Source organism: Hydrogenophaga aquatica (genome assembly GCF_054780915.1).
The window spans coordinates 444,081-464,447 of the sequence record NZ_BAAGVK010000002.1; the positions used below are offsets into that span (position 1 = coordinate 444,081).

Sequence of the window (20,367 nt, forward strand, 5' to 3'; positions counted from 1 at the left end):
ACAAATACCCATGAACGCCTACCTGGCCCTGGGGCTAGCCATCGTGGCCGAAGTCATCGGCACGTCGGCGCTCAAGGCCAGCGACGGCTTCACGCGGCTGTGGCCGTCGGTGGTGGTTGCGGTGGGCTACGCCACCGCGTTCTACTGCCTGGCCCTGGTGCTGCGCACGGTGCCGGTCGGCATTGCCTATGCCATCTGGTCGGGCCTGGGCATCGTGCTCATCACCCTCGTGGCCTTCCTGGTGTACGGCCAGAAAATCGACGGCCCAGGCCTGGCAGGGATGGGGCTGATCATCGCAGGCGTGCTGGTGATCAATCTGTTTTCAAAGTCCGCCGGCCACTGATCCAGCGCCACATCCAGGCACCGGCCAGAACGCCAACGGCGTCAGCCATCAGGTCAGCCCACTCGCCATAACGCCAGCCGGTGGCCGCCTGCGCCAGCTCGATGGCGGCGCCCAACAACAACAGCCCCGTCAGCACCCGCCGTGGCTGTCGCGAGTAGGCCCACAAACCCAGCAGCGAAAGCGCCAGAAAGGCCAACGCATGCTGCGCCTTGTCCCATATGCTGAACACCTGTGGCGGCAAATGCTCGACCGGGGTGAGCGAAAGCACCACCACAGCCGCCAGCACGAGCCAGAAAAAGACGCGTGCCAAAGGCTGGCAATACGGCTTCGCCCATGTCATGCCAACGCCGCCTCCAGTGCATCCACAAACATGGCAGGCGCGTCAAACCCGGTCTGCTGCTGGATTTCCTGGAAACAGGTCGGGCTGGTCACATTCACCTCGGTCACCTTGTCGCCAATCACATCCAGCCCCACCAGCAAAAGGCCGCGCTCGGCCAGCCTGGGGGCGATGGCGTTGGCGATGCGCCAGTCGCTCTCGCTCAATGGCCGGGCCACGCCCTTGCCGCCTGCGGCCAGGTTGCCTCGCACCTCGTTGCCTTGCGGAATGCGCGCCAGACAGAAAGGCGCAGCCTTCCCGCCAATGAGCAGTAGACGCTTGTCACCATCCACGATTTCGGGCAGGTAGCGCTGGACCATCACCGTCGTGGTCCCGCCGCGGTTGAGCGTTTCAACGATGGACCCCAGGTTCATGCCGTCAGGCCCCACGCGGAATATCCCCATGCCACCCATGCCATCGAGCGGCTTGAGGATGACATCGCCGTGCAGCGCATGGAAGTGGCGCACGGCCTCGGGCGAGCGCGTTACCAGTGTCGGCGGCGCAAAATCCGCGAACTCCATGAGCGCCAGCTTCTCAGGATGGTCGCGCAGCGCACAGGGTTTGTTGAACACCCGTGCACCTTCGCGCTCGGCCTGCTCCAGCAGATGGGTGGCGTAAAAATACTCGCTGTCGAAAGGCGGATCCTTGCGCATCAGCACCGCGTCAAAGTCGCGCAGGGCCTCGCGGCCCTGGTGCGTCACCCGGTACCAGTCATCGGCCTCACCGGTCAACGCAATCTGCCGCACCAGGGCAGTCACCGGCTGCCCGCTTTCCCACTGCAGGTGCGAAGGCTCACAGGCGGCCACGGCGTGTCCACGGCGCTGCAGCTCACGCATCATCGCGAAGGTGGAGTCCTTGTAAGTCTTGAACGTGGCCAAGGGATCGGCCACGAACAGCACGCGCCTGGATGCCCCGGGCGCGGCCATCACTCGTACACCTCGGCGTCGGGGTCGGTGGCTTCCAGTTCGTAACTGGCGGCCAGCATGGCCAGACGGCCAATGACGCCGTACATGTAGAAGCGGTTGGGCACGCTGGCGCCAGGCTTCACGCCCGGTTGCGGCTGCTGCGCCCCTTTCTCGAACGCCAGCGGCACAAAGCTCGCGCCCGGTGCGTTCAGGTTTTCATCCACGCCACGGTCCGCATGCACGCGGTAGAAGCCCCCCACCACGTAGCGGTCCATCATGTAGACCACCGGCTCGGCCACGGCGTCGTTGATGCGCTCGTTGGTCAACACACCTTCCTGGATGATGACGTCGGACACCTGCTGGCCGTCCTTGATGACGTTCATCTTGTTCTTCGTCTTGCGGTTCAGGCTCTCCAGCTCCTTGGCGTCGCGCACCGTCATGATGCCCATGCCATAGGTGCCGTTGTCGGCCTTCACCACCACGAACGGCTTCTCGTTGATGCCGTATTCCTTGTACTTGCGCTTGATCTTGGTCAGCAGCGCGTCAACGTTGGACTGCAGGCACTCCATGCCCGTGCCTTCGGCGAAGTTGACTTCACCGCACTGATTGAACATGGGATTGATGAGCCACGGGTCCATGCCCAACAGCTTGCCGAAGCGCTTGGCCACTTCCTCGTAGGCCTTGAAGTGGTTGCTCTTCTTGCGAACGTGCCATCCACCGTGCAGCGGCGGCAACAGGTACTGCTCATGCACATCCTCCAGAATGCCGGGAACGCCCGCACTCAGGTCGTTGTTTAGCAGGATGGTGCACGGATCAAAATGCTTGAGCCCCAGCCGGCGGCCATTGCGGATCAGCGGCTCCAGCGTCACTTCGTCGCCATTGGGCAGCTGGAAAGTGGTGGGCTCCTTGATCTCGGGGTTGAGCGAGCCCAGGCGCACGTTCAGGCCTGCCTGGTAGAAGATGCGCTGCAACTGCGCCACGTTCATCAGGTAGAACATGTTGCGCGTGTGGTTCTCGGGCACCAGCAGCAGGTTCTTAGCCTCGGGGCAGATCTTCTCTATGGCGGCCATGGCCGCCTGCACGGCCAGCGGCAGCATTTCCGGCGTCAGGTTGTTCCAGCCGCCGGGGTACAGGTTGGTGTCCACCGGTGCCAGCTTGAAGCCAGCGTTGCGGATATCCACCGAGCTGTAGAACGGGGGGGTGTGCTCCATCCACTCCAGACGGAACCAGCGCTCGATCACCGGGGTGGATTCAAGAATGCGCTGTTCGAGTTCGTTGATGGGGCCGTTGAGGGCCGTGACAAGATGCGGAACCATTGAGGGCCCTCTGCTGTACGTTGGTCAATGCAAAATCTGAGGCGATTTTAGAGAGTGGGGATGAATTCGCCTATTCCAAGGGTTGCACCCCGAAGATCCCCGTCACCAAGATGGCCCCACGCAGGACGGCTGCCGCCCGGATCGTATATAAATGAATGATTATGAATAGAAACCTGTGGTTGCTGGCCATCGCGCAAGGCTTGTTCCTGACAAACAACGTTGTCTTCATCGCCATCAACGGTTTGGTGGGGTTGAGCCTGGCGCCTGCTGGCTGGATGGCCACGCTGCCCGTCATGGGTTATGTCGTTGGCGGCGCGCTGTCGACCGGCCTGGTGGCGCGCAGCCAGGCGCGCTGGGGCCGCAAGACCTCGTTCCAGCTCGGCCTGCTCGTTGCCTTCGGTTCGGCGCTGCTGTGTGCAGCCGCGTTGTACGCGAACAGCTTCTGGCTGCTGGTGCTGGCCACCCTCGTGGCCGGGTACTACAGCGCGAACGGACAGCTCTACCGCTTTGCGGCGGGCGAACTGGCCGCGCCAGCGTTTCGCGAAAAGGCTGTGTCGCTGGTTCTGGCGGGCGGCCTGATTGGCGCCATTGCCGGCCCCAACCTGGCCAACCACACCCGCGACGCCCTTGGCGCGCCCTTCCTGGGCGCATACCTGGCACTCGCAGTGGTGGCCATGCTTTCCATGGCCGTGATGGCCGGTATCCGTTTCCCGGCGGAGCCTCCTCGCCGCGAAGGCCCCGCGCAAGGCCGGCCTCTGGCGGAAATCATGCGCCAGCCTGTCTTCATCGTGTCCACGATGGGGGCCGCACTCGGTTACGGCGTCATGAACCTGCTGATGGCCGCAACCCCGTTGGCCATGCAGGTCTGCGGCATGCCTTTTTCCGACGCGGCCCTGGTTCTGGAATGGCACGTGATCGGCATGTTCGCACCGGGCTTCTTCACCGGGCACCTGATCAAGCGCTTCGGCGTACTGCCGGTCATGGGCACGGGCGTTCTGCTGAACGCGCTGTGCATCGGCATCGCCCTGTCCGGGCAGGAGCTTCACCAGTTCCTCATCGCGCTGTTCCTGCTGGGTGTCGGCTGGAACTTCCTGTTCACCGGCAGCACCACGCTGGCCATGCAGGCCTACCGCCCCGAGGAAAAGGACAAGGCACAAGCCGCCATCAACTTCTTCGTCTTCGCCACCATGGCGGTGACGTCGTTCGCATCGGGCGCTCTGGTCACCACCCAGGGCTGGGCGCTGCTGAACATGGGCTCGCTGATCCCCGTCGGCCTGACGGGCCTGTCCCTGCTGTGGCTCGCGGCCAGACGGCGCGCACGTGCCGCCGAGGCCACCTGACCGCCCGCTGCCCCATTGACGCGGGGCAGCGCCCTCACGGCATCCGGGCAATCACTTCGGCCACGGCAGCCGTCAGGCGCTGGGCGTAGGGAACGTGAAGGAATTCATTGGGCCCGTGCGCATTGCTCTTCGGCCCGAGCACGCCGCAGACCATCATCTGCGCCTTCGGGAATCCCTGGCTGAGCATGTTCATCAGCGGAATGGTTCCGCCTTGCCCGATGAACCCGCAGGGCGCGCCAAAATGGATCTGGCTGGCGGAATGCAAGGCGCGCTCGAACCAGGGGTCGGTGACAGGCGCGTTCCAGCCAGATGCCGCGCCTTCGGGCTCGAAGGTGACCTTGGCCTGGTAAGGCGCGTTGTCCTCCAGCAAGCCTTTGAGCTCCTGCACAGCCTGCCCCGCGTCCACCAGCGGCGGCAAGCGCAAGCTGAGCTTGAAGGCCGTATAGGGCCGCAACACGTTGCCTGCGTTCTGCAAAGTGGGAAAACCTTCGGCGCCGGTCACGCTGAGGGTTGGCCGCCAGGTACGGTTGATCAGCGCCTCCACGGGATCGGTGGTCGTGGGGAGCGTGAACAAGGTCGACCCGCCGCAGTCGTGGTGCGCCCACGGAAAGCGCCGGTAGACCTCTTCGCCCAGGATCGCAGCCGTGGCCTGCGCCTGCGCCCACCGCTCGGCCGGGACTTCGCAATGAAAACCGGCGGGCAGCAACCTTCCCGTGGCGCTGTCCTCCAGGCGGTCGAGCACCTGGCGCATGATGCGAAAGCTTGAGGGCACCAGCCCGGAGGCATCACCCGAGTGCACGCCTTCGGTAAGCACCTCCACCTTGAGCACCCCGCTGGCCATGCCACGCAGACTGGTCGTCAGCCAGAGCTGATCGTAGTTACCTGCCCCGCTGTCCAGGCAAATGACCAGCCCCACGTCCCCCAGCCGCGCGCGAAGCGCATCCACATACGGGAGCAGGTCTCGGGAACCGCTTTCCTCGCTGGTCTCGATCAGACCCACGATGCGGGGATGGGCCACCCCCTGGGCCTTGAGCGCCTGAATGGCCGCGATGCTGGCGTACAGGGCATAACCATCGTCGGCGCCGCCCCGGCCATAGAGCTTGTCATCCACCAGTTTGGGCGACCAAGGACCCAGGTCGCTGCGCCAACCCGTGAACTCAGGCTGCTTGTCCAGATGCCCATACATGAGCACCGTCTGGGCGCTTGCGGGTGAAGAGCTGCCCTGACGGCCCGCACTGGCCGGCACCTCGAAGAACAGCACGGGGGTCCGCGGGCGCCCGTCTGAGGTCTGCAGCCGCACGACCTCCAGCGACAGGCCTTCAACGCGCTGCGCGGTCACCCAGTCGGCGGCATCACGCACAACGGCGTCCAGATACCCGTGGGCCGACCAGTCTGCGTCAAATGCCGGCGATTTGGCCGGCACCTCGATGTAGCGGTGCAAGGCCGGCAGAATGCCCTCTCGCCACTGGCTGCCAACATGCTCGGCCAGGGCCGAGGCATTGAGAACATCTTCGGGGCAACGGGCATTCATGGCGGTCTCCAAACAGATCGGAAACCGCCAGTCTACCCAAACGTCAAGCAGCCGTCAGAAGCTCTCCCACTCCCCCTCTTCCCGTGCGGGCTGCGCCTTTTTCGGCGAGGATGCTGCCGCCAGCTGGGGGCGCTTGAGTTCCGCTTCGGGGCGGGATGTTGGTGCAGGCTCCGCCGCTCGAGCAGCCGTGGCAAGCCCCTTGACCTTGCTGTCGGGGTGCGCCGCCGGGGACGGCAGCTTGGCTCCGGCAACGGGCTTGGGCGCCGTCTTGGCCGCTGCTGCAGCCGCCGGTTTGACCGCCGAAGGCGCGGGGCGGTGCGAAGGCGCGGCCACCGCCTGGAAATCGTTGCCACCGGTGCGGAACACCGCAATGGCCTGGCTCATGCGCGCCGCCTGCTCCCTCAGGCTTTCGGCCGCCGCAGCGCTCTGCTCCACCAGCGCCGCGTTCTGTTGCGTCATCTGGTCCAGCTGGTTCACCGCCGTGTTCACCTGCGCTATCCCGTCGCTCTGCTCCCCAGCCGCCGCCGTGATCTCGCCAATGATGTCCGTCACCCGCTGCACGCTCTCCACGATCTCGCGCATCGTCGTGCCCGCGTCCTGCACCAGCCGGCTGCCGCTTTGCACCTTCTCCACACTGGTGTTGATCAGTTCCTTGATCTCCTTGGCCGCCTGTGCGCTGCGCTGCGCCAGCGTGCGCACCTCGCCCGCCACCACGGCAAAGCCCCGGCCCTGCTCGCCCGCGCGCGCCGCTTCCACCGCCGCGTTCAGCGCCAGGATGTTGGTCTGGAAGGCGATGCCGTCGATCACGCTGATGATGTCGCTGATCTTCTGGCTGCTGTGGTTGATTTCGTCCATCGTCGTGACCACCTGGCCCACGACTGAACCACCGCGCTGCGCCACTTCCGCCGCGCTGGACGCCAGCTGGTTGGCCTGACGCGCCGCGTCTGCCGTCTGGCGCACCGTAGAGGTCAGCTCCTCCATGCTCGACGCCGTCTCCTCCAGGTTGCTCGCCGTCTGCTCCGTGCGTGCGCTCAGGTCCTGGTTGCCACTGGCCACCTCGCCGCTGGCCACTTGAATGCTGTCGCTGGACTGCCGGATCTGCCCCACCACCTTCAGCAGGCTGGACTGCATCTCGTCCAGCGACCTGAGCAGATCACCCAGCTCATCCTGCCGCTGGGTCTGGATGCGGCGCGTCAGATCGCCATGCGCGATCCCGCTGGCGACGTCCACGGCTTCACGCACCGGCCGGGTGATCGAACGGACGATCGAAACGGCAACAAGCACGCCCAAAGCCACCGCCCCCGCGGCCAGGGCGATGACCAGCATGTTCGATCGCGCTGCATCGCTGTCGGCTCTGGAGGCGAATTCATCCACGAGCCGGTGTTGCAGCTTCACCAGCTCGTCCTGCGACGCCATGTAGGCGTTGGCAGCAGGAATGAGCTTGTCGTTGAGGATGCCGTCCGCGCCAGACTCATCGCCAGCTTTCAGCGTGTCAAAGAAAGTCTTGCGCACGGCAATGTAATCGGCCCGCTGCTTGGCAATGCGCTCCATGAGCGCCTTGCCATCGGCGGATTCGACCGTGCTTTCCAGGGCCTTCTGCAGTTCGTTGATCTGCTGCGTGGTCTGAGCGATCAGGGGCGCGAAGTACGCCTCCACCTGGGCGTCGTTGCGCGACTTGGCGATCGCCATGACCCTGTTGACGTTGAGCCGGGTGCTGACCGCCCAGTTGTCGGCAAGCAAGGCGCTGCGCTCCATCCTCAAGGTCTGGTTCAGTTCCTGCAGAAGCTCCCGGGACTGAACGACCGAGATGGCCACCACAGCAGCCAGCAGGGCAAAAACTGCACCGAAACCCAATGTCAGCCTGTAGCCGAGCCGAATGTTATTCATGCTCATCAACGTCTCCTTGTTATCACGTTCCCAACCAACAAAAAAACCGCAGCGTCACTCCCTGGCGCGCTGCCTGCGCTCCGGGCCGCCATAGCTTCCGGCCTGTCCGTGGCCACGCGTGGCGGCAGGCAGCAGGGGCGCGTGTCCACCGGCACCATTGCCCAGCTGGAAGACCGCCACCAGGTCGGCAAGGCGCTGCGCCTGATCACGCAGGCTCTCCGCTGCGGCGGCACTCTCCTCGACAAGCGCAGCGTTCTGCTGGGTCATCTGGTCCAGCTGCCCGACCGCGCCATTCACTTCCCCCAGCCCCTGCGACTGCTCCGCAGAGGCCGACGTGATCTCGCCAATGAAAGATGACACCTTCTGGGCGTTGTCCACGATTTCGTGAATCGTGCTGCCTGCCTGGTGCACGAGCTGTGTGCCGGCATTGACCTTGTCGACGCTGGCGCTGATGAGCGCCTTGATCTCGCGAGCGGCTTCGGCACTGCGCTGCGCAAGGCTGCGCACCTCGCCAGCCACCACGGCAAACCCGCGGCCGGCTTCCCCCGCTCGGGCAGCCTCGACGGCGGCGTTCAATGCCAGGATGTTGGTCTGGAACGCAATGCCGTCAATCACACCGATGATGTCGTGAATCTTCTGGCTGCTGTGGTGGATTTCCTCCATGGTGCTCACCACCTGCCCCACGAGCTGTCCGCCGCGCTGGGCCACGTCGGCGTTGTTCTGAGCCATCCCGCTGGCCGAACGCGCGGCCTCCGCCGACTGCTGTGCCGTGGCCGTGATCTGGTCCATGCTGGATGCAGCCTGCTGCAGATTGCTGGCGGCCTGTTCGGTCCTGGCACTCAAGTCCTGGTTGCCGGTGGCAATCTCGTTGCTGGCCGTGCGGATGCCATCGGCAACGTCACGCACCTCCCCCACCGTTCTGGACAAGGAAGACTGCATGTCCACCAGACAGCGCATCAGCTCCGTCAGCTCGTCCGCCCCTCGCAAATCGGGGCGGGTCGTCAGGTCACCCCGCGCGATGGACACCGCCAGGCCCTGGGCCTGTTCCAGCGGACGCGTGATGCTGTGCATGTTGGCCAGCGTCGTAGGCACGACGATCAGTGCCGCCACGCCCACCGCCACCCCAAACACGATCAGGATCACAGCCGACGTCTTTTCAGCACTCTCGTAGGACTGGCGAACCTCGTCGCCAAGCATCTTGTCCAGCTCGACCATGGTCTGGTCGACCCGTTCAAACGCCCCATGCGCCGAACGCAGCAGCAGGTTAGCGGTCGTCGCGGAATCGTAGCCGCCATCTTCCAGCTGCTTGGCCACCGGATCGAGCGCCTTGGCATACACATCCAGGTTCTCGCGCATCTGCTTGACCAGCACGTTGTCTTCGTCAGGCTCGCCCGCCAACAGGGCATCCATGCGCCCCTGAACGTCCTGCCATGCCTTGTCCCAAAGCGCCTTGGCAGCGCGAACCGCCTCCGGCTTTTCGTAGTTGATGATCATGTCGCGCTCATAGCGCCGCAATTCACCCAGCCCCACCTGCAATTTGCCCATGGCAACGGATTCGGCGAACGAGTGCTCGACGAAATCGTGGTTGAACGACTGCATGCGGAACATGCCCCAGAGGCCGGCGCCCCCCACGCCCAGAAGCAACACCAGCACCACACCAATCGCACCGATCATGCGCAACCGTATGGTGAATGCCCTCATCAACGACAACAGACTCATCAACCGCCTCCTTGTTGTTGCACTTCAGGCGGTTGCCCGCCCGAGTCGCTTGGTCCTGCGTGCGCCGGTTACTGCGGCGCGATGCCGCGCTTATTGCGCAGCTGCGTCGATGAGCCCCATGTCCGGACTACCCATCAATGACTCGATGTCCATCAGGATGAGCATGCGCTCGCCGACGCTGGCAATACCCGTGATGAAGGCCGTGTCGACGGACGCGTTGTTCATTTCGGGTGCCGGCTTGATGGCGTCACGCGGCAGCTCCAGCACATCGGACACGGAATCGACAACAGCGCCGACGACCCTCCCCCGGACGTTGAGGACGATCACCACCGTGAAATCGTTGTACTCGACCTTTTCGCAACCGAGCTTGATGCGCAGATCGACGACAGGCACGATCACGCCGCGCAAGTTCACGACCCCCTTGATGAAAGAGGGCGAATTCGCAATCCGGGTGGGCTCCTCGTACGATCGGATTTCCTGCACGCGCAGGATATCGATCCCGTACTCTTCCGCCCCAAGGCGGAAAGTGAGAAATTCGGCGCCCCCTTGCGTCGCCGCCCCGCTGGCGGATATATGGCTCGATTGAGAACCTGGACTTTGCACGGTTGTCATATGGGCTCCTTGGGGTCTGAATTGGTTGGATGCAATGTCACAAGTATCGAACAAAAACAAGGCTGGCGGCGCCAAAGCTGCGCCGTTTCGGCAGTGCTTTTTCACAGATCCGATACAGGCTTGACCTCAACTCAAGCACTTTTCGCAACTGAAAAGACCCAGCGACGATACCGGTTGAGGCGCCATGCAGAATACACCACAATGGCGGACCCACCTCTTGCGTCTTTCCCCATGTCACGACCATCCCTGTGGCACCGGTTTCTCTCCAGGCTCGCGCCGTCGGCAACCGTTGCCGCACAGCGCCCGTCCGAGGGTGCCCGGCATCCACACCCACCATCAGGCACGGGCGAAGAACTGCGCTCAGACGATTCCCGCGACGAGCGGGGACACCGGAAAGAACAGCTGTTCGGCGTCCTGAAAGAAAACATGGCCCGGGCGGGGGTTCTCTCCAGCGCCTACAAGTTCAAGGTGCTTACCGTGGACCGCCAGGGCCGCCGCTTCATCGTCATGTTCGACGTTGACAGCGATGCGACGGATTGCCGTCCAGCGGCGTTGCAGGCGCTGGAACGGACGCTCCAGGACGAGGCCTTGGAGCACACGGGAGCGGAGATACAGGCGGTTTACTGGCGCGCCAGGAGCAAGGCGCCTCCCCCCGCCCCGGAGGTCACTGGCAAAGAGCGGCTGGAAGCCTTTCTGGAAAAGCGCCGCCAAGAGCACCCCAGGGATTTCGAGCCGACACAACCCATGAGCCGGGAAGATGAGTTCAGCGACACCGCTTCACTCGGTCAGCCCCCGCACGGGAAGGCGGGCTGAAGGGCTCAATGCCCTTCGAAGTCGACCAGGGTGTACAGGCTCAATCCAGACGAGCGCAGGCGCCCCTCGCCGCCCAGTTCCGGCAGGGAAACGATGGCCGCCCCCTCTGTGACTGTCGCCCCGAGTTTCTCCAGGAGCTTCTTGCCGGCCATCATCGTCCCCCCTGTTGCGATCAGGTCGTCGATCAGCAACACCCGGTCGCCAGGCTTGACCGCGTCGGTATGCAATTCGACCGTTGCGCTGCCGTACTCCAGCTCGTAGGTTTCCTCGACCGTGGTGAAAGGAAGCTTCCCCTTCTTGCGTATCGGCACAAAACCGACCCCCAGCTCGTACGCCAGCACCGAACCGATGATGAACCCCCGGGCGTCCAGACCGGCAACGACGTCGGGCCGCAGGGCCGGATCCATGTAGCGATGGACGAAGGTGTCGATCAGCACACGAAACACCTTGGGGTTCTGCAGCAGAGGCGTGATGTCCCGGAACTGCACGCCGGGTGCCGGCCAGTCGGGCACCGTGCGGATGTGGGACTTGAGGTAGGCGGAGTTCTCCATGGCGCCGATTATCACCGCCTCCTGGCGTATCACGCCCCCAGCACCAGCTTGTCCTCTGCCAAGGCAAGCACTTCGAAAGTCCCGGACAAGACGAGGGTATCCCCGCCCTCCAGCACCAACTCATCGCTCAGCGGAATGGTCTTGCCATTGGCGCGGCGCAGGCTGAGCACCTGGACGCCGATGGCCGGCAGGGCCAGGTCCGCCAGCCGCATGCCCACGGTGCGCCCCGCGGTCGGCACAACAACCGTCGTCAGCCGCTCCTGGTAGAGGTCGTCAACGGTGCTGTCGTCCGCCCCGTGGAAATACCCGCGCAACAGGCTGTAGCGCGCTTCGCGCTGGCTCTGGACAAGGCGCAGGACCCGCCTGACAGGAACACCCACCAGAGCCAGCGCGTGGCTCGCAAGCATCAGGCTGGCCTCTATCGCTTCCGGCACGACTTCGGTGGCCCCCGCGGCCTGCAGCTTGCCCAACTCCTGATCATCCACCGTCCGGACCACCACGGGAACCTTGGGCGCATGCTCCCTCACATGGTGCAGCACCTTCATCGCACTCGGAGTGTCCAGATAGGTCACAGCCACCGCACTCGCCCGGGCCAGCCCTGCGGCCACCAGCGCCTGCAAACGCGCCGCATCGCCATACACCACAGAATGCCCGGCCGCAGCCGCGTGACGAACGCGATCAGGGTCCAGGTCCAGCGCCATGTACGGAATGTGCTCGGCTTCCAGCATGCGGGCCAGGTTCTGTCCGCAACGGCCATAGCCGCAGATGATGACGTGCTTGTCGGTGGCCATGGCCCGCGTGGCGATCTGTGTCATCTGCACCGACTGCATCAGCCAGTCACTGCCGACAAGCCTGCCGACGATGCGGTTGCTGCTCATGATCACCAAGGGCGCCAGCAACATGGAAATGACCATGGACGCCAGAACCGGGTTGAACAGCTCGGGCGGCACCAGCCGGTTCTGATTGGCCAGGCTGAGCAACACAAAACCGAATTCACCCGCCTGCGCCAGGTACAAACCCACCCGCAGCGAGGTGCCCATCGCGGCACCGAACATGCGCGTGAGCACGGTGATCAGTCCCAGCTTGAATGTCAATGACAGCACCAGCAGAAGCAACACCAGCGGCCAGCGCTCAAGCACCAGTCGCCAGTCCAGCAGCATGCCAATGGTGATGAAGAAGAGACCGAGCAGCACGTCGTGGAATGGCCGGATGTCGGTTTCCACCTGATGCTTGTATTCGGTTTCGGCAATCAACATCCCCGCCACAAAAGCCCCCAGCGCGAGGGACAGACCCGCGTGCTCGGTCAGCCAGGCCAGGCCCAGGGTGATGAGCAGCAGGTTGAGCATGAACAGCTCATCGCTCTTGCGCCGCGCCACAAGCGTCAACCACCAACGCATCAGCTTCTGTCCGCCGGTCAGGAGCAGAAGCAACAGCGCCACCGCCTTTAGCAGCGCCAGCCCCAGAGAGGCCATCAGCTGTTCGGGGTCGGAACCCAGCGCCGGAATCAAGACCAGCAATGGCACCACGGCCAAGTCCTGGAAAAGCAATATCCCAACCACCCGCTTGCCATGCTCGGATTCCAGCTCCAGGCGGTCCGCCACCAATTTGACAACGATGGCGGTGCTGCTCATGGCCATCACGCCGCCCATCGCCAACGCCGTCTGCCAGTCCATGCGCCACCACGCGGGCATCAGCCAGCCCATGGCCAGCGAGGCCAGCGTGGTGAGCAGCACTGTCAGCACCACCTGCGCCGTCCCCAACCCGAACACGTAGCGCTTCATGGCCCGCAACTTGGGCAGGCTGAACTCCAGGCCGATCACGAACATCAGGAACACCACGCCGAATTCGGCCAGGTAGCGCACGCCAGCGGAGTTCTGAGCCAACGCCAGCGCATTGGGCCCGATCACCACCCCCACGACAAGGTAACCCAGCATGGGAGGCAGCTTCAGCGACCGGCATGCCACCACGCCGGCCACAGCGGCGAACAGATAAAGCAGCGTGATGTCCAAGGCATTCATGCATGAATCTTAGCTGCTGCCATCCCGCCCCCATGGCCGATAATCCTGCCATGACGTCTGCGCCCTTCCCCTCAGCCGAGACATTGCTCACCCTCGCCCGCGAGGCCCTGACCATAGAGGCCAACGCCCTCACGGACATGTCCAACCGGCTCGGTGACGCGTTTCCCGCATCTGTGCGAGCGGTACTCTCCTGCTCGGGACGGGTGGTGGTCATGGGCATGGGCAAGAGCGGGCACGTCGGCCGCAAGGTCGCGGCAACACTCGCATCCACCGGCACACCGGCGTTTTTTGTCCATCCCGCAGAGGCCAGCCACGGCGACCTGGGGATGATCACCCCGGCGGACACGGTCCTGGCCATCAGCAACAGCGGCGAGAGCGAGGAGCTGACAGCCATCCTTCCCATGATCAAGCGCATGGGCGTGACCCTCATCGCGATGACCGGCCGGCCGGGCTCCAGCCTGGGTAGGCATGCCGACATCGTGCTGGACACGGGGGTCGAGAAAGAAGCCTGCCCCCACAACCTGGCCCCCACGGCGAGCACAACCGCCCAGCTGGCCATGGGAGACGCCCTGGCCGTGGCCCTGCTTCATGCGCGGGGGTTCCGCCCCGACGACTTCGCGCGATCACACCCTGGCGGAGCCCTGGGCCGCAAGTTGCTGACACTGGTCAGCGACATCATGCGCCCCTCGGACGCGGCGCCTCGGGTGGGCTTGAACGCGACCCTCACCGAAATGATGAAAGAGATCAGCGCCAAAGGCCTCGGAGCAACCGCCGTCGTCGACGACGGCGGGCGCCCCGTGGGCATCTTCACGGACGGCGATCTGCGCCGACTGATCGAATCTGGCACCGACCTGAAAACCGTGCGCGCAGCGTCAGTGATGCATCAGCATCCACGAACCATTTCCCCGCGGGCACTGGCGGTAGAGGCCGCTGACCTGATGGAGTCGCACCGCATCAACAGCATCCTGGTGGTTGACGAAGACGGGACGCTCTGCGGCGCACTCAACAACCACGACCTGATGCGTGCCAAGGTCATCTGAACCCCCAACATGTCATCCAGCCCCCTCCCCCCGCTGAAGCCGACGTTGCTGTTCCCCCCGGAACTGCTGCTTCGTGCACAGGATGTCCGCGTCGCATTCTTCGATGTGGACGGCGTGCTCACCGACGGCGGACTCTACTTTTCAGAACACGGCGAGGCACTCAAGCGCTTCCACACGCTGGACGGCCACGGACTGAAGTTGCTGCAGCGTGCGGGCATCACCCCCGCCGTGGTCACCGGCCGGGACTCGCCCGCCCTTCGGCTGCGTCTGCAGGCCCTTGGCGTGACGCACGTGCGCTACGGCACCGAGGACAAACGGCCTGCCGCTGAAGCGATCCTTGACGAACTCGGCTTGAACTGGTCACAGGCTGCAGCCATCGGTGACGACTGGCCCGATCTGCCCGTGCTACGCCGTTGCGCCTTCGCCGCCGCCCCCCCTGGGGCGCAGGCCGAGGTGCTGGCAATGGCACACCACGTCACCCGCGCCCCAGGAGGCCTAGGCGCTGCACGTGAATTCTGCGATCTGCTGCTCGTCGCCAGCGGGCACTACGCCAGGTTGCTCGACGAGGCGGCGAAATGAAGCGAAACGCCGTATCGTCCCGGCCTCGATGGCTGGCGCATGCCTGGGACCACATCTCGATCTATTTGCCCGTCTTGTCCATGGGCTTGCTGGCGCTTGGCAGCTACTGGGTGCTCCGCAACGCCCCGCCGCCACCCGCGCCAGTGGCAGAACGCCCCGTCCGCCACGAACCCGATTACTTCATGCGCGGTTTTTCCGTCCGCGACTTCGATGCCCAAGGCCAGCTCACAAGCGAGGTCACGGGGAGGGAGATGCGCCACTACCCTGACGACGGAAGCATGGAGGTGGACGTGGCAAGGCTTCGCTCACTCAACCCCAACGGCGCGGTGACCCACGCACAGGCAGACCGGTTGTCCGCCAACGCTGCACAGACCGTGTACGTCCTGGAGAAACAGGTGCGGGTTTCCCGGGACGGACCAGCCCAGAACGGGAAAATCTCACCCAGGGTCGAGTTCGAAGGGGAGCAGCTGCGGATCCTGGTCGAGGCCGATCGCATCGAATCCGACCTGCCTGTCTGGATGACACGTGGCGGCGACCGCATCACGGCAGACAGCCTGCGTTACGACGACAACCAGCGTGTCGCCGACCTCCAAGGAAACGTACGCGCAACCTTGGCGCCGCGCCCTTGAATGGCAGGCACACAAGAAAAAACCCCGTGCCGCTTGTGCGGGACGGGGTTGCTTTCAGCGCCCGTGTGGGCGCCAGCGATCAGTAGCCGCCGCGGCCACCACCGCCTTCACGGCGGCCACCATGGCCGTAGGGGCTGCGGAAACCGCCTTCGCCACCGCCGCCACCGAAGCCGCCTTCACGACGGCCGCCACCGAAGCCACCGCTACGGGGAGGACGGGGCTCCATCGGACGAGCCTCGTTCACCACCAGGCTGCGGCCGCCCAGAGACTGGCCATTCATGCCTTGGATGGCAGACTGGGCCTCGGAATCGCTGCCCATTTCCACAAAGCCGAAGCCTTTGGAACGGCCGGTGTCGCGCTCCATCATGACCTTTGCGCTGCTGACGCTGCCAAAGGCGCTGAATGCTTGCTGCAGGTCGTCGTCACGCACGGTGTAAGGCAGATTGCCGACGTACAGTTTGTTGCCCATCAAGGGACTCCTCAAAAAACACGGAACGAATAGCGATGGAGCCCCGGTAGCACGACGAAACCGCTTTTTGGCCGCTGTGGCGCGCGAAACTGACCGATCACCTGTCACTGCACATCCCTGAAAAGACGTGCGCAACCATTATGCGCTGGAGGTCCCGCGGCGAATAGCCTTTTTTGTTCACGTCAGGGCAAACCCCAATTCGCGGTCGATTTCATGGGCATTTCGGCACAATTGGCGTGCATTTCCGTTGCTGGGGCGCAACAACACCAGGAGTGCAGCCTGCCTTGGGCACTGCCCACAAGCTCGCTGCAACAACTTATACTTAGCCATTGCGCCGATTTGATTCCGGATTGCGGGCGCTTTAGAAATGCCGCTAAAGAGGGACACCCGGTCTCGCACCCGTCTCTGCCCATGACGGACTTTGCGGCACCGGGTTTTTGTTTTCTGGGTCCAGACCCCGAGGTGATTCAGTTGATCGTTACGCCACAAACCATGCGGTTCGAACAGCCGCTACCACTCCAGAGCGGGGCCGTCCTGCCCGCATACGAGCTGGTTTACGAGACCTACGGTACGCTCAATGCCGACAAATCGAATGCCGTGCTGATCTGCCACGCGCTCAACGCCTCCCACCACGTGGCGGGCGTTCACGCCGACGCGCACGGACAACCCATACCCCGCAGCGAGGGCTGGTGGGACAACATGATCGGTCCGGGCAAGGCTGTGGACACGCGGCGCTTCTTCGTCATCGGCGTCAACAACCTGGGTTCCTGCTTTGGCTCCACGGGCCCCACACACACCAACCCGTCCACCGGCATGGCCTGGGGGGCAGACTTTCCGGTGGTCACCGTCGAGGACTGGGTCAACGCCCAGGCACGGCTACTGGATGCCCTGGGTATCGATCAACTGGCGGCAGTCATGGGTGGCAGCCTGGGCGGCATGCAAACGCTCAGCTGGACAGTGCAGTATCCAGACCGCGTGCGACATGCTGTGGTCGTAGCCAGCGCCCCCAACCTCACGGCGGAGAACATCGCCTTCAACGAGGTAGCCCGGCGCGCCATCGTTACCGACCCGGATTTTCACGGTGGCCACTACCTGCGCCACAACACAGTTCCCCACCGCGGCCTGCGCATCGCCCGGATGATCGGGCACATCACCTACCTGAGCGACGACGTCATGAACGAGAAGTTCGGGCGTCAGCTCAAACCGCTGCAACAAGCTGCCGAGGACGGGCTGGAGAGCATCGAACGGCTGGCCTACCACTACACGACACAAGATGTCGAGTTCCAGATCGAAAGTTACCTGCGCCACCAAGGCGACAAGTTCAGCCAGTATTTCGACGCGAACACCTACCTGCTGATCACCCGCGCACTGGACTATTTCGACCCGGCACGGCAATACGGAGGAGACCTCAGCGCTGCGCTTGCGCCAGCCAAGGCGCGCTTTCTGCTTGTCAGTTTCAGCACCGACTGGCGCTTTTCACCGGGGCGCAGCCGTGAGATCGTCAAGGCGCTGCTCGACAACCGACGAGACGTCAGCTACGCCGAAATCGATGCTCCCCATGGACACGACGCCTTCCTGCTCGACGACCCCCGTTACCACGCAGCCGTGCGCTCGTATTTCGACACCACCATTCTTCCGGAGGTAGCCAGCGCATGAGCGACCGACTGACCCAAACCTCCATCGCCAGACTGGTACCCAAAGGCTCCCGCGTCCTGGACCTGGGCTGCGGCGACGGTTCGCTGCTGGCTCATCTGCGCGACACACGAGGCTGCACCGGCTACGGCGTGGAAATCGACGACAGCAAGGTGCACGCCTGCCTGCAGAAAGGCGTCAGCGTTCTTCAGCTGAACCTGGAAGAAGGCCTGGCCATGTTTGATGACAACAGCTTCGATGTCGTCTTGCAGATCGACACGCTGCAGCACTTGCGCAATGCAGAAACCATGCTGCGTGAAACAGCGCGCGTCGGGCGCATCGGGATCGTTGCCTTCCCGAACTTTGCCCACTGGCCTAACCGCCTGAGCGTGCTACAGGGCCGCATGCCTGTTACCAAACGCCTGCCTTACCAGTGGCACGACACCCCCAACATTCGCGTGGGGACGTACACCGACTTTGAAGTCCTCGCGCGCAAGAACGGCCTGCAGATTGAAGACAGCTTCGGACTCGAAAACGGCCACGAGGTGAGGCTGCTGCCCAACCTGATGGCGAGCACGGCGGTCTTCAAGTTCACACAAGGATGAGACATCATGCTGGAACGCATTGAAGCATCGCTGCCGTCGTTGGCACCTGCCGAACAAAGGGTGGCCCGCCTGGTACTGAGCAATCCACGCCAATTCGCCAGCCTGCCCGTCAGCGAACTCGCGGAGCGGGCCCACGTGAGCAAACCTACCGTGGTCCGCTTCTGCCGCAGCATGGGCTACGACGGCCTCAGCGATTTCAAACTCAAGCTGGTGGGCACCGTCAGCGAGGGCGTCCCGTTCATTCACCGCAGCGTGGATCCCGACGACAAGGTGAGCGATGTTCTGGTCAAGGTCATTGACAACAGCGTCGCGGCCTTCCTGCGCTACCGCAACGATGCCTCCACCAGCGCGTTGGAAAAGGCTGCCGACGCGTTGGAAAACGCTTACAGACACAACCACCGCATCGAGTTCTATGGCGTGGGCAACTCCGGGATTGTCGCCATGGATGCCCAGCACAAGTTCTTTCGCCTTGGCGTCAACTCCATCGCCTACAACGATGGCCACATGCAAGTGATGAGTGCCGCCCTGCGCCGCCCGGGCGACGTAGTCGTCATCATCTCAAATTCCGGACGCACGCGCGACCTGATGGATGCCGGAGACATCGCCCGCAAGCATGGCGCCACGACGATCGTGATCACGGCAAGCGGCTCGCCACTTGCCGCGGCGGGGCACATCCATCTTGCGGCGGATCACCCCGAAGGCTACGACCGTTACAGCCCCATGACCTCGCGGTTGCTGCACCTGATGATCATCGACGTGCTGGCCACCTGCCTGGCGCTGCGCATCGGCAGCGACAAGCTGCAACCCATGCTGCGCGACATGAAGTCGAATCTGCGCAGCAAGCGTTACGCCTGAAGCAGCTCGGCAGGCAGCCAAGTGCGCCTTGGAGCATCCTTCTGCACAGCCTGGCCAATGGCCGCGATGTGATCTGGCGTAGTGCCACAGCAACCACCGACGATGTTGACCAGCCCTTCGGCCGCAAACTCGTGCAGCAAGCGCGAAGTGTCGGCGGGAGTCTCGTCGAAACCGGTATCGCTCATCGGGTTGGGCAAGCCCGCATTGGGGTAGCAGCTGATGAACGTGCCCTCAGCCACCTTCGCCAACTCCTGAATGTACGGCTTCATCAGTGCGGCACCCAAAGCGCAGTTGAGGCCGACGGCAAGCGGCTGTACATGGCGGACACTCGCCCAGAACGCCGAGACAGTCTGACCACTCAGAATTCGACCCGACGCGTCTGTGACCGTCCCGCTGATCAGGATGGGAAGGCATTCACCGGACTCGTCGAAATATTCCTGAATGGCAAAGAGCGCCGCCTTCGCGTTCAAGGTGTCAAAAATCGTCTCGACCAGCAGAACGTCCGCCCCGCCCTCGACCAGGCCGCGCGTCTGTTCAAGGTATGCCGCACGCAGCTCGTCAAAGGTCACGTTGCGCGCGCCAGGATCGTTTACGTCCGGGCTGATACTCGCCGTCTTGGGGGTCGGGCCAAGGGCACCGGCCACGTAACGGCGACGCTGTGCCGTGCTGTATTTGTCGCAAGCCTGCCGGGCGAGCCTGGCCGACGTCACGTTCATCTCGTACGCCAGATCGGCCATGCCGTAATCTTCTTGCGCAATGGAAGTCGCACCAAAGGTATTCGTCTCGACAAGATCCGCACCGGCAGCCAAATAGCTTTCATGGATATCGCGAATGACGTCCGGGCGGGTCAAGCTCAACAGCTCGTTGTTGCCCTTCACATCGCGCGGAAAGTCTTTGAAACGCTCGTAACTGGCCCCTGGGCCTTGGTACCCGTACCCGCGGTACTGCTGCTCATCCAGCTTGAAGCGCTGGATCATCGTCCCCATTGCACCATCGAGGATCACGATACGTTCGGCCAGGAGTTCGGGCAGCGCCTGCGCGCGGGTGTATTGCAGCGATTTCATGATCGAGTCACTATGCCACCAAAAGCAAAACCCCGATCCGAGTATGTTGAGTACTTGGGGATCGGGGTTTTGGGGATAAGAGC

General features: G+C 63.7%; 20 protein-coding genes and 1 riboswitch. Of the genes, 9 read left to right on the forward strand and 11 right to left on the reverse strand.

Features of this window, described 5'->3' with window-relative positions; translation table 11 throughout:
- Nucleotides 1-10 precede the first annotated feature (10 nt).
- Nucleotides 11-343, forward strand: coding sequence for an SMR family transporter (locus ACYVHH_RS03205; RefSeq protein WP_460563583.1), 333 nt, complete (start codon nt 11-13; stop codon nt 341-343).
- On the opposite strand, the gene ACYVHH_RS03210 is transcribed toward ACYVHH_RS03205, so the two are convergent.
- The 3 genes from ACYVHH_RS03210 to gshA are packed head-to-tail and all read right to left on the reverse strand — an operon-like array spanning nt 312 to nt 2,940.
- Nucleotides 312-683, reverse strand: a complete 372-nt coding sequence (locus ACYVHH_RS03210) for a VanZ family protein (RefSeq protein ID WP_460563584.1) — start codon at nt 681-683, stop codon at nt 312-314. The two genes, ACYVHH_RS03205 and ACYVHH_RS03210, sit on opposite strands and share 32 nt — an antisense overlap.
- Nucleotides 680-1,645, reverse strand: coding sequence for a glutathione synthase (gene gshB / locus ACYVHH_RS03215; protein ID WP_460563585.1), 966 nt, complete (start codon nt 1,643-1,645; stop codon nt 680-682). The genes ACYVHH_RS03210 and gshB overlap by 4 nt, the downstream gene beginning before the upstream one ends.
- A complete protein-coding gene (gene gshA, locus ACYVHH_RS03220; RefSeq protein ID WP_460563586.1) occupies nt 1,645-2,940 on the reverse strand; it encodes a glutamate--cysteine ligase in 1,296 nt (431 codons plus the stop codon). Before gshA ends, gshB begins: the two co-directional genes overlap by 1 nt.
- Nucleotides 2,941-3,101: 161 nt before the next feature.
- On the opposite strand from gshA, the gene ACYVHH_RS03225 reads away from it, so the two are divergent.
- Nucleotides 3,102-4,280: an MFS transporter gene (locus tag ACYVHH_RS03225; RefSeq protein ID WP_460563587.1), complete on the forward strand. Its 1,179-nt coding sequence runs from the start codon at nt 3,102-3,104 to the stop codon at nt 4,278-4,280.
- 34 nt (nt 4,281-4,314) lie between these two features.
- Here ACYVHH_RS03225 and ACYVHH_RS03230 read toward each other — a convergent pair whose 3' ends face one another.
- From ACYVHH_RS03230 to ACYVHH_RS03245, 4 genes are all read right to left on the reverse strand, one after another.
- The gene (locus tag ACYVHH_RS03230; RefSeq protein ID WP_460563588.1) at nt 4,315-5,811 is read right to left on the reverse strand and encodes a M20 family metallopeptidase; all 1,497 of its coding nucleotides are present in this window, start codon (nt 5,809-5,811) and stop codon (nt 4,315-4,317) included.
- 54 nt (nt 5,812-5,865) lie between these two features.
- A complete protein-coding gene (locus ACYVHH_RS03235) occupies nt 5,866-7,704 on the reverse strand; it encodes a methyl-accepting chemotaxis protein (RefSeq protein WP_460563589.1) in 1,839 nt (612 codons plus the stop codon).
- Nucleotides 7,705-7,752: 48 nt separating this feature from the next.
- Nucleotides 7,753-9,417 (reverse strand): methyl-accepting chemotaxis protein, encoded by a 1,665-nt coding sequence (locus tag ACYVHH_RS03240; protein ID WP_460563590.1) that lies wholly within the window; start codon nt 9,415-9,417, stop codon nt 7,753-7,755.
- A gap of 90 nt (nt 9,418-9,507) precedes the next feature.
- Nucleotides 9,508-10,029, reverse strand: coding sequence for a chemotaxis protein CheW (locus tag ACYVHH_RS03245; protein ID WP_460563591.1), 522 nt, complete (start codon nt 10,027-10,029; stop codon nt 9,508-9,510).
- A gap of 231 nt (nt 10,030-10,260) precedes the next feature.
- Between ACYVHH_RS03245 and ACYVHH_RS03250 the strand changes: the two genes are divergently transcribed.
- Nucleotides 10,261-10,842, forward strand: a complete 582-nt coding sequence (locus ACYVHH_RS03250) for a hypothetical protein (RefSeq protein ID WP_460563592.1) — start codon at nt 10,261-10,263, stop codon at nt 10,840-10,842.
- 5 nt (nt 10,843-10,847) lie between these two features.
- Here ACYVHH_RS03250 and ACYVHH_RS03255 read toward each other — a convergent pair whose 3' ends face one another.
- Nucleotides 10,848-11,393, reverse strand: coding sequence for an adenine phosphoribosyltransferase (locus ACYVHH_RS03255; RefSeq protein WP_460563593.1), 546 nt, complete (start codon nt 11,391-11,393; stop codon nt 10,848-10,850).
- A gap of 29 nt (nt 11,394-11,422) precedes the next feature.
- On the reverse strand, nt 11,423-13,411 hold the full coding sequence (locus tag ACYVHH_RS03260) for a monovalent cation:proton antiporter-2 (CPA2) family protein (RefSeq protein ID WP_460563594.1): 1,989 nt from the start codon (nt 13,409-13,411) through the stop codon (nt 11,423-11,425).
- Nucleotides 13,412-13,461: 50 nt separating this feature from the next.
- Between ACYVHH_RS03260 and ACYVHH_RS03265 the strand changes: the two genes are divergently transcribed.
- The 3 genes from ACYVHH_RS03265 to lptC are packed head-to-tail and all read left to right on the forward strand — an operon-like array spanning nt 13,462 to nt 15,659.
- The gene (locus ACYVHH_RS03265; RefSeq protein WP_460563595.1) at nt 13,462-14,451 is read left to right on the forward strand and encodes a KpsF/GutQ family sugar-phosphate isomerase; all 990 of its coding nucleotides are present in this window, start codon (nt 13,462-13,464) and stop codon (nt 14,449-14,451) included.
- Nucleotides 14,452-14,460: 9 nt separating this feature from the next.
- The gene (locus ACYVHH_RS03270; protein ID WP_460563596.1) at nt 14,461-15,030 is read left to right on the forward strand and encodes a KdsC family phosphatase; all 570 of its coding nucleotides are present in this window, start codon (nt 14,461-14,463) and stop codon (nt 15,028-15,030) included.
- On the forward strand, nt 15,027-15,659 hold the full coding sequence (lptC, locus tag ACYVHH_RS03275; protein ID WP_460563597.1) for an LPS export ABC transporter periplasmic protein LptC: 633 nt from the start codon (nt 15,027-15,029) through the stop codon (nt 15,657-15,659). The genes ACYVHH_RS03270 and lptC overlap by 4 nt, the downstream gene beginning before the upstream one ends.
- Before the next feature lie 79 nt (nt 15,660-15,738).
- On the opposite strand, the gene ACYVHH_RS03280 is transcribed toward lptC, so the two are convergent.
- A complete protein-coding gene (locus ACYVHH_RS03280; RefSeq protein WP_460563598.1) occupies nt 15,739-16,128 on the reverse strand; it encodes an RNA recognition motif domain-containing protein in 390 nt (129 codons plus the stop codon).
- 321 nt (nt 16,129-16,449) lie between these two features.
- Nucleotides 16,450-16,526, forward strand: a riboswitch (SAM riboswitch).
- Nucleotides 16,527-16,539: 13 nt separating this feature from the next.
- Between ACYVHH_RS03280 and metX the strand changes: the two genes are divergently transcribed.
- From metX to ACYVHH_RS03295, 3 genes are read left to right on the forward strand one after another with little or no spacing between them, the layout of a single operon-like run.
- The gene (metX, locus tag ACYVHH_RS03285) at nt 16,540-17,784 is read left to right on the forward strand and encodes a homoserine O-succinyltransferase MetX (protein WP_460563599.1); all 1,245 of its coding nucleotides are present in this window, start codon (nt 16,540-16,542) and stop codon (nt 17,782-17,784) included.
- On the forward strand, nt 17,781-18,365 hold the full coding sequence (metW, locus tag ACYVHH_RS03290) for a methionine biosynthesis protein MetW (RefSeq protein WP_460563600.1): 585 nt from the start codon (nt 17,781-17,783) through the stop codon (nt 18,363-18,365). Before metX ends, metW begins: the two co-directional genes overlap by 4 nt.
- A 6-nt stretch (nt 18,366-18,371) precedes the next feature.
- Nucleotides 18,372-19,220: a MurR/RpiR family transcriptional regulator gene (locus ACYVHH_RS03295; RefSeq protein ID WP_460563601.1), complete on the forward strand. Its 849-nt coding sequence runs from the start codon at nt 18,372-18,374 to the stop codon at nt 19,218-19,220.
- Here ACYVHH_RS03295 and ACYVHH_RS03300 read toward each other — a convergent pair.
- The gene (locus tag ACYVHH_RS03300; protein ID WP_460563619.1) at nt 19,211-20,284 is read right to left on the reverse strand and encodes a homocysteine S-methyltransferase family protein; all 1,074 of its coding nucleotides are present in this window, start codon (nt 20,282-20,284) and stop codon (nt 19,211-19,213) included. The genes ACYVHH_RS03295 and ACYVHH_RS03300 overlap by 10 nt on opposite strands.
- Between the last annotated feature and the right edge of the window lie 83 nt (nt 20,285-20,367).

Coding starts and splice junctions, on each gene's coding strand:
- ACYVHH_RS03240 (WP_460563590.1), bottom strand. CDS start 9,417: ATGAGTCTGTTGTCGTTGATGAGGGCATTCACCATACGGTTGCGCATG.
- ACYVHH_RS03250 (WP_460563592.1), top strand. CDS start 10,261: ATGTCACGACCATCCCTGTGGCACCGGTTTCTCTCCAGGCTCGCGCCG.
- gshB (WP_460563585.1), bottom strand. CDS start 1,645: ATGGCCGCGCCCGGGGCATCCAGGCGCGTGCTGTTCGTGGCCGATCCC.
- ACYVHH_RS03260 (WP_460563594.1), bottom strand. CDS start 13,411: ATGAATGCCTTGGACATCACGCTGCTTTATCTGTTCGCCGCTGTGGCC.
- ACYVHH_RS03300 (WP_460563619.1), bottom strand. CDS start 20,284: ATGAAATCGCTGCAATACACCCGCGCGCAGGCGCTGCCCGAACTCCTG.
- ACYVHH_RS03245 (WP_460563591.1), bottom strand. CDS start 10,029: ATGACAACCGTGCAAAGTCCAGGTTCTCAATCGAGCCATATATCCGCC.
- ACYVHH_RS03280 (WP_460563598.1), bottom strand. CDS start 16,128: ATGGGCAACAAACTGTACGTCGGCAATCTGCCTTACACCGTGCGTGAC.
- ACYVHH_RS03205 (WP_460563583.1), top strand. CDS start 11: ATGAACGCCTACCTGGCCCTGGGGCTAGCCATCGTGGCCGAAGTCATC.
- metW (WP_460563600.1), top strand. CDS start 17,781: ATGAGCGACCGACTGACCCAAACCTCCATCGCCAGACTGGTACCCAAA.
- gshA (WP_460563586.1), bottom strand. CDS start 2,940: ATGGTTCCGCATCTTGTCACGGCCCTCAACGGCCCCATCAACGAACTC.
- ACYVHH_RS03295 (WP_460563601.1), top strand. CDS start 18,372: ATGCTGGAACGCATTGAAGCATCGCTGCCGTCGTTGGCACCTGCCGAA.
- ACYVHH_RS03230 (WP_460563588.1), bottom strand. CDS start 5,811: ATGAATGCCCGTTGCCCCGAAGATGTTCTCAATGCCTCGGCCCTGGCC.
- ACYVHH_RS03270 (WP_460563596.1), top strand. CDS start 14,461: ATGTCATCCAGCCCCCTCCCCCCGCTGAAGCCGACGTTGCTGTTCCCC.
- metX (WP_460563599.1), top strand. CDS start 16,540: ATGACGGACTTTGCGGCACCGGGTTTTTGTTTTCTGGGTCCAGACCCC.
- ACYVHH_RS03210 (WP_460563584.1), bottom strand. CDS start 683: ATGACATGGGCGAAGCCGTATTGCCAGCCTTTGGCACGCGTCTTTTTC.
- lptC (WP_460563597.1), top strand. CDS start 15,027: ATGAAGCGAAACGCCGTATCGTCCCGGCCTCGATGGCTGGCGCATGCC.
- ACYVHH_RS03265 (WP_460563595.1), top strand. CDS start 13,462: ATGACGTCTGCGCCCTTCCCCTCAGCCGAGACATTGCTCACCCTCGCC.
- ACYVHH_RS03255 (WP_460563593.1), bottom strand. CDS start 11,393: ATGGAGAACTCCGCCTACCTCAAGTCCCACATCCGCACGGTGCCCGAC.
- ACYVHH_RS03235 (WP_460563589.1), bottom strand. CDS start 7,704: ATGAGCATGAATAACATTCGGCTCGGCTACAGGCTGACATTGGGTTTC.
- ACYVHH_RS03225 (WP_460563587.1), top strand. CDS start 3,102: ATGAATAGAAACCTGTGGTTGCTGGCCATCGCGCAAGGCTTGTTCCTG.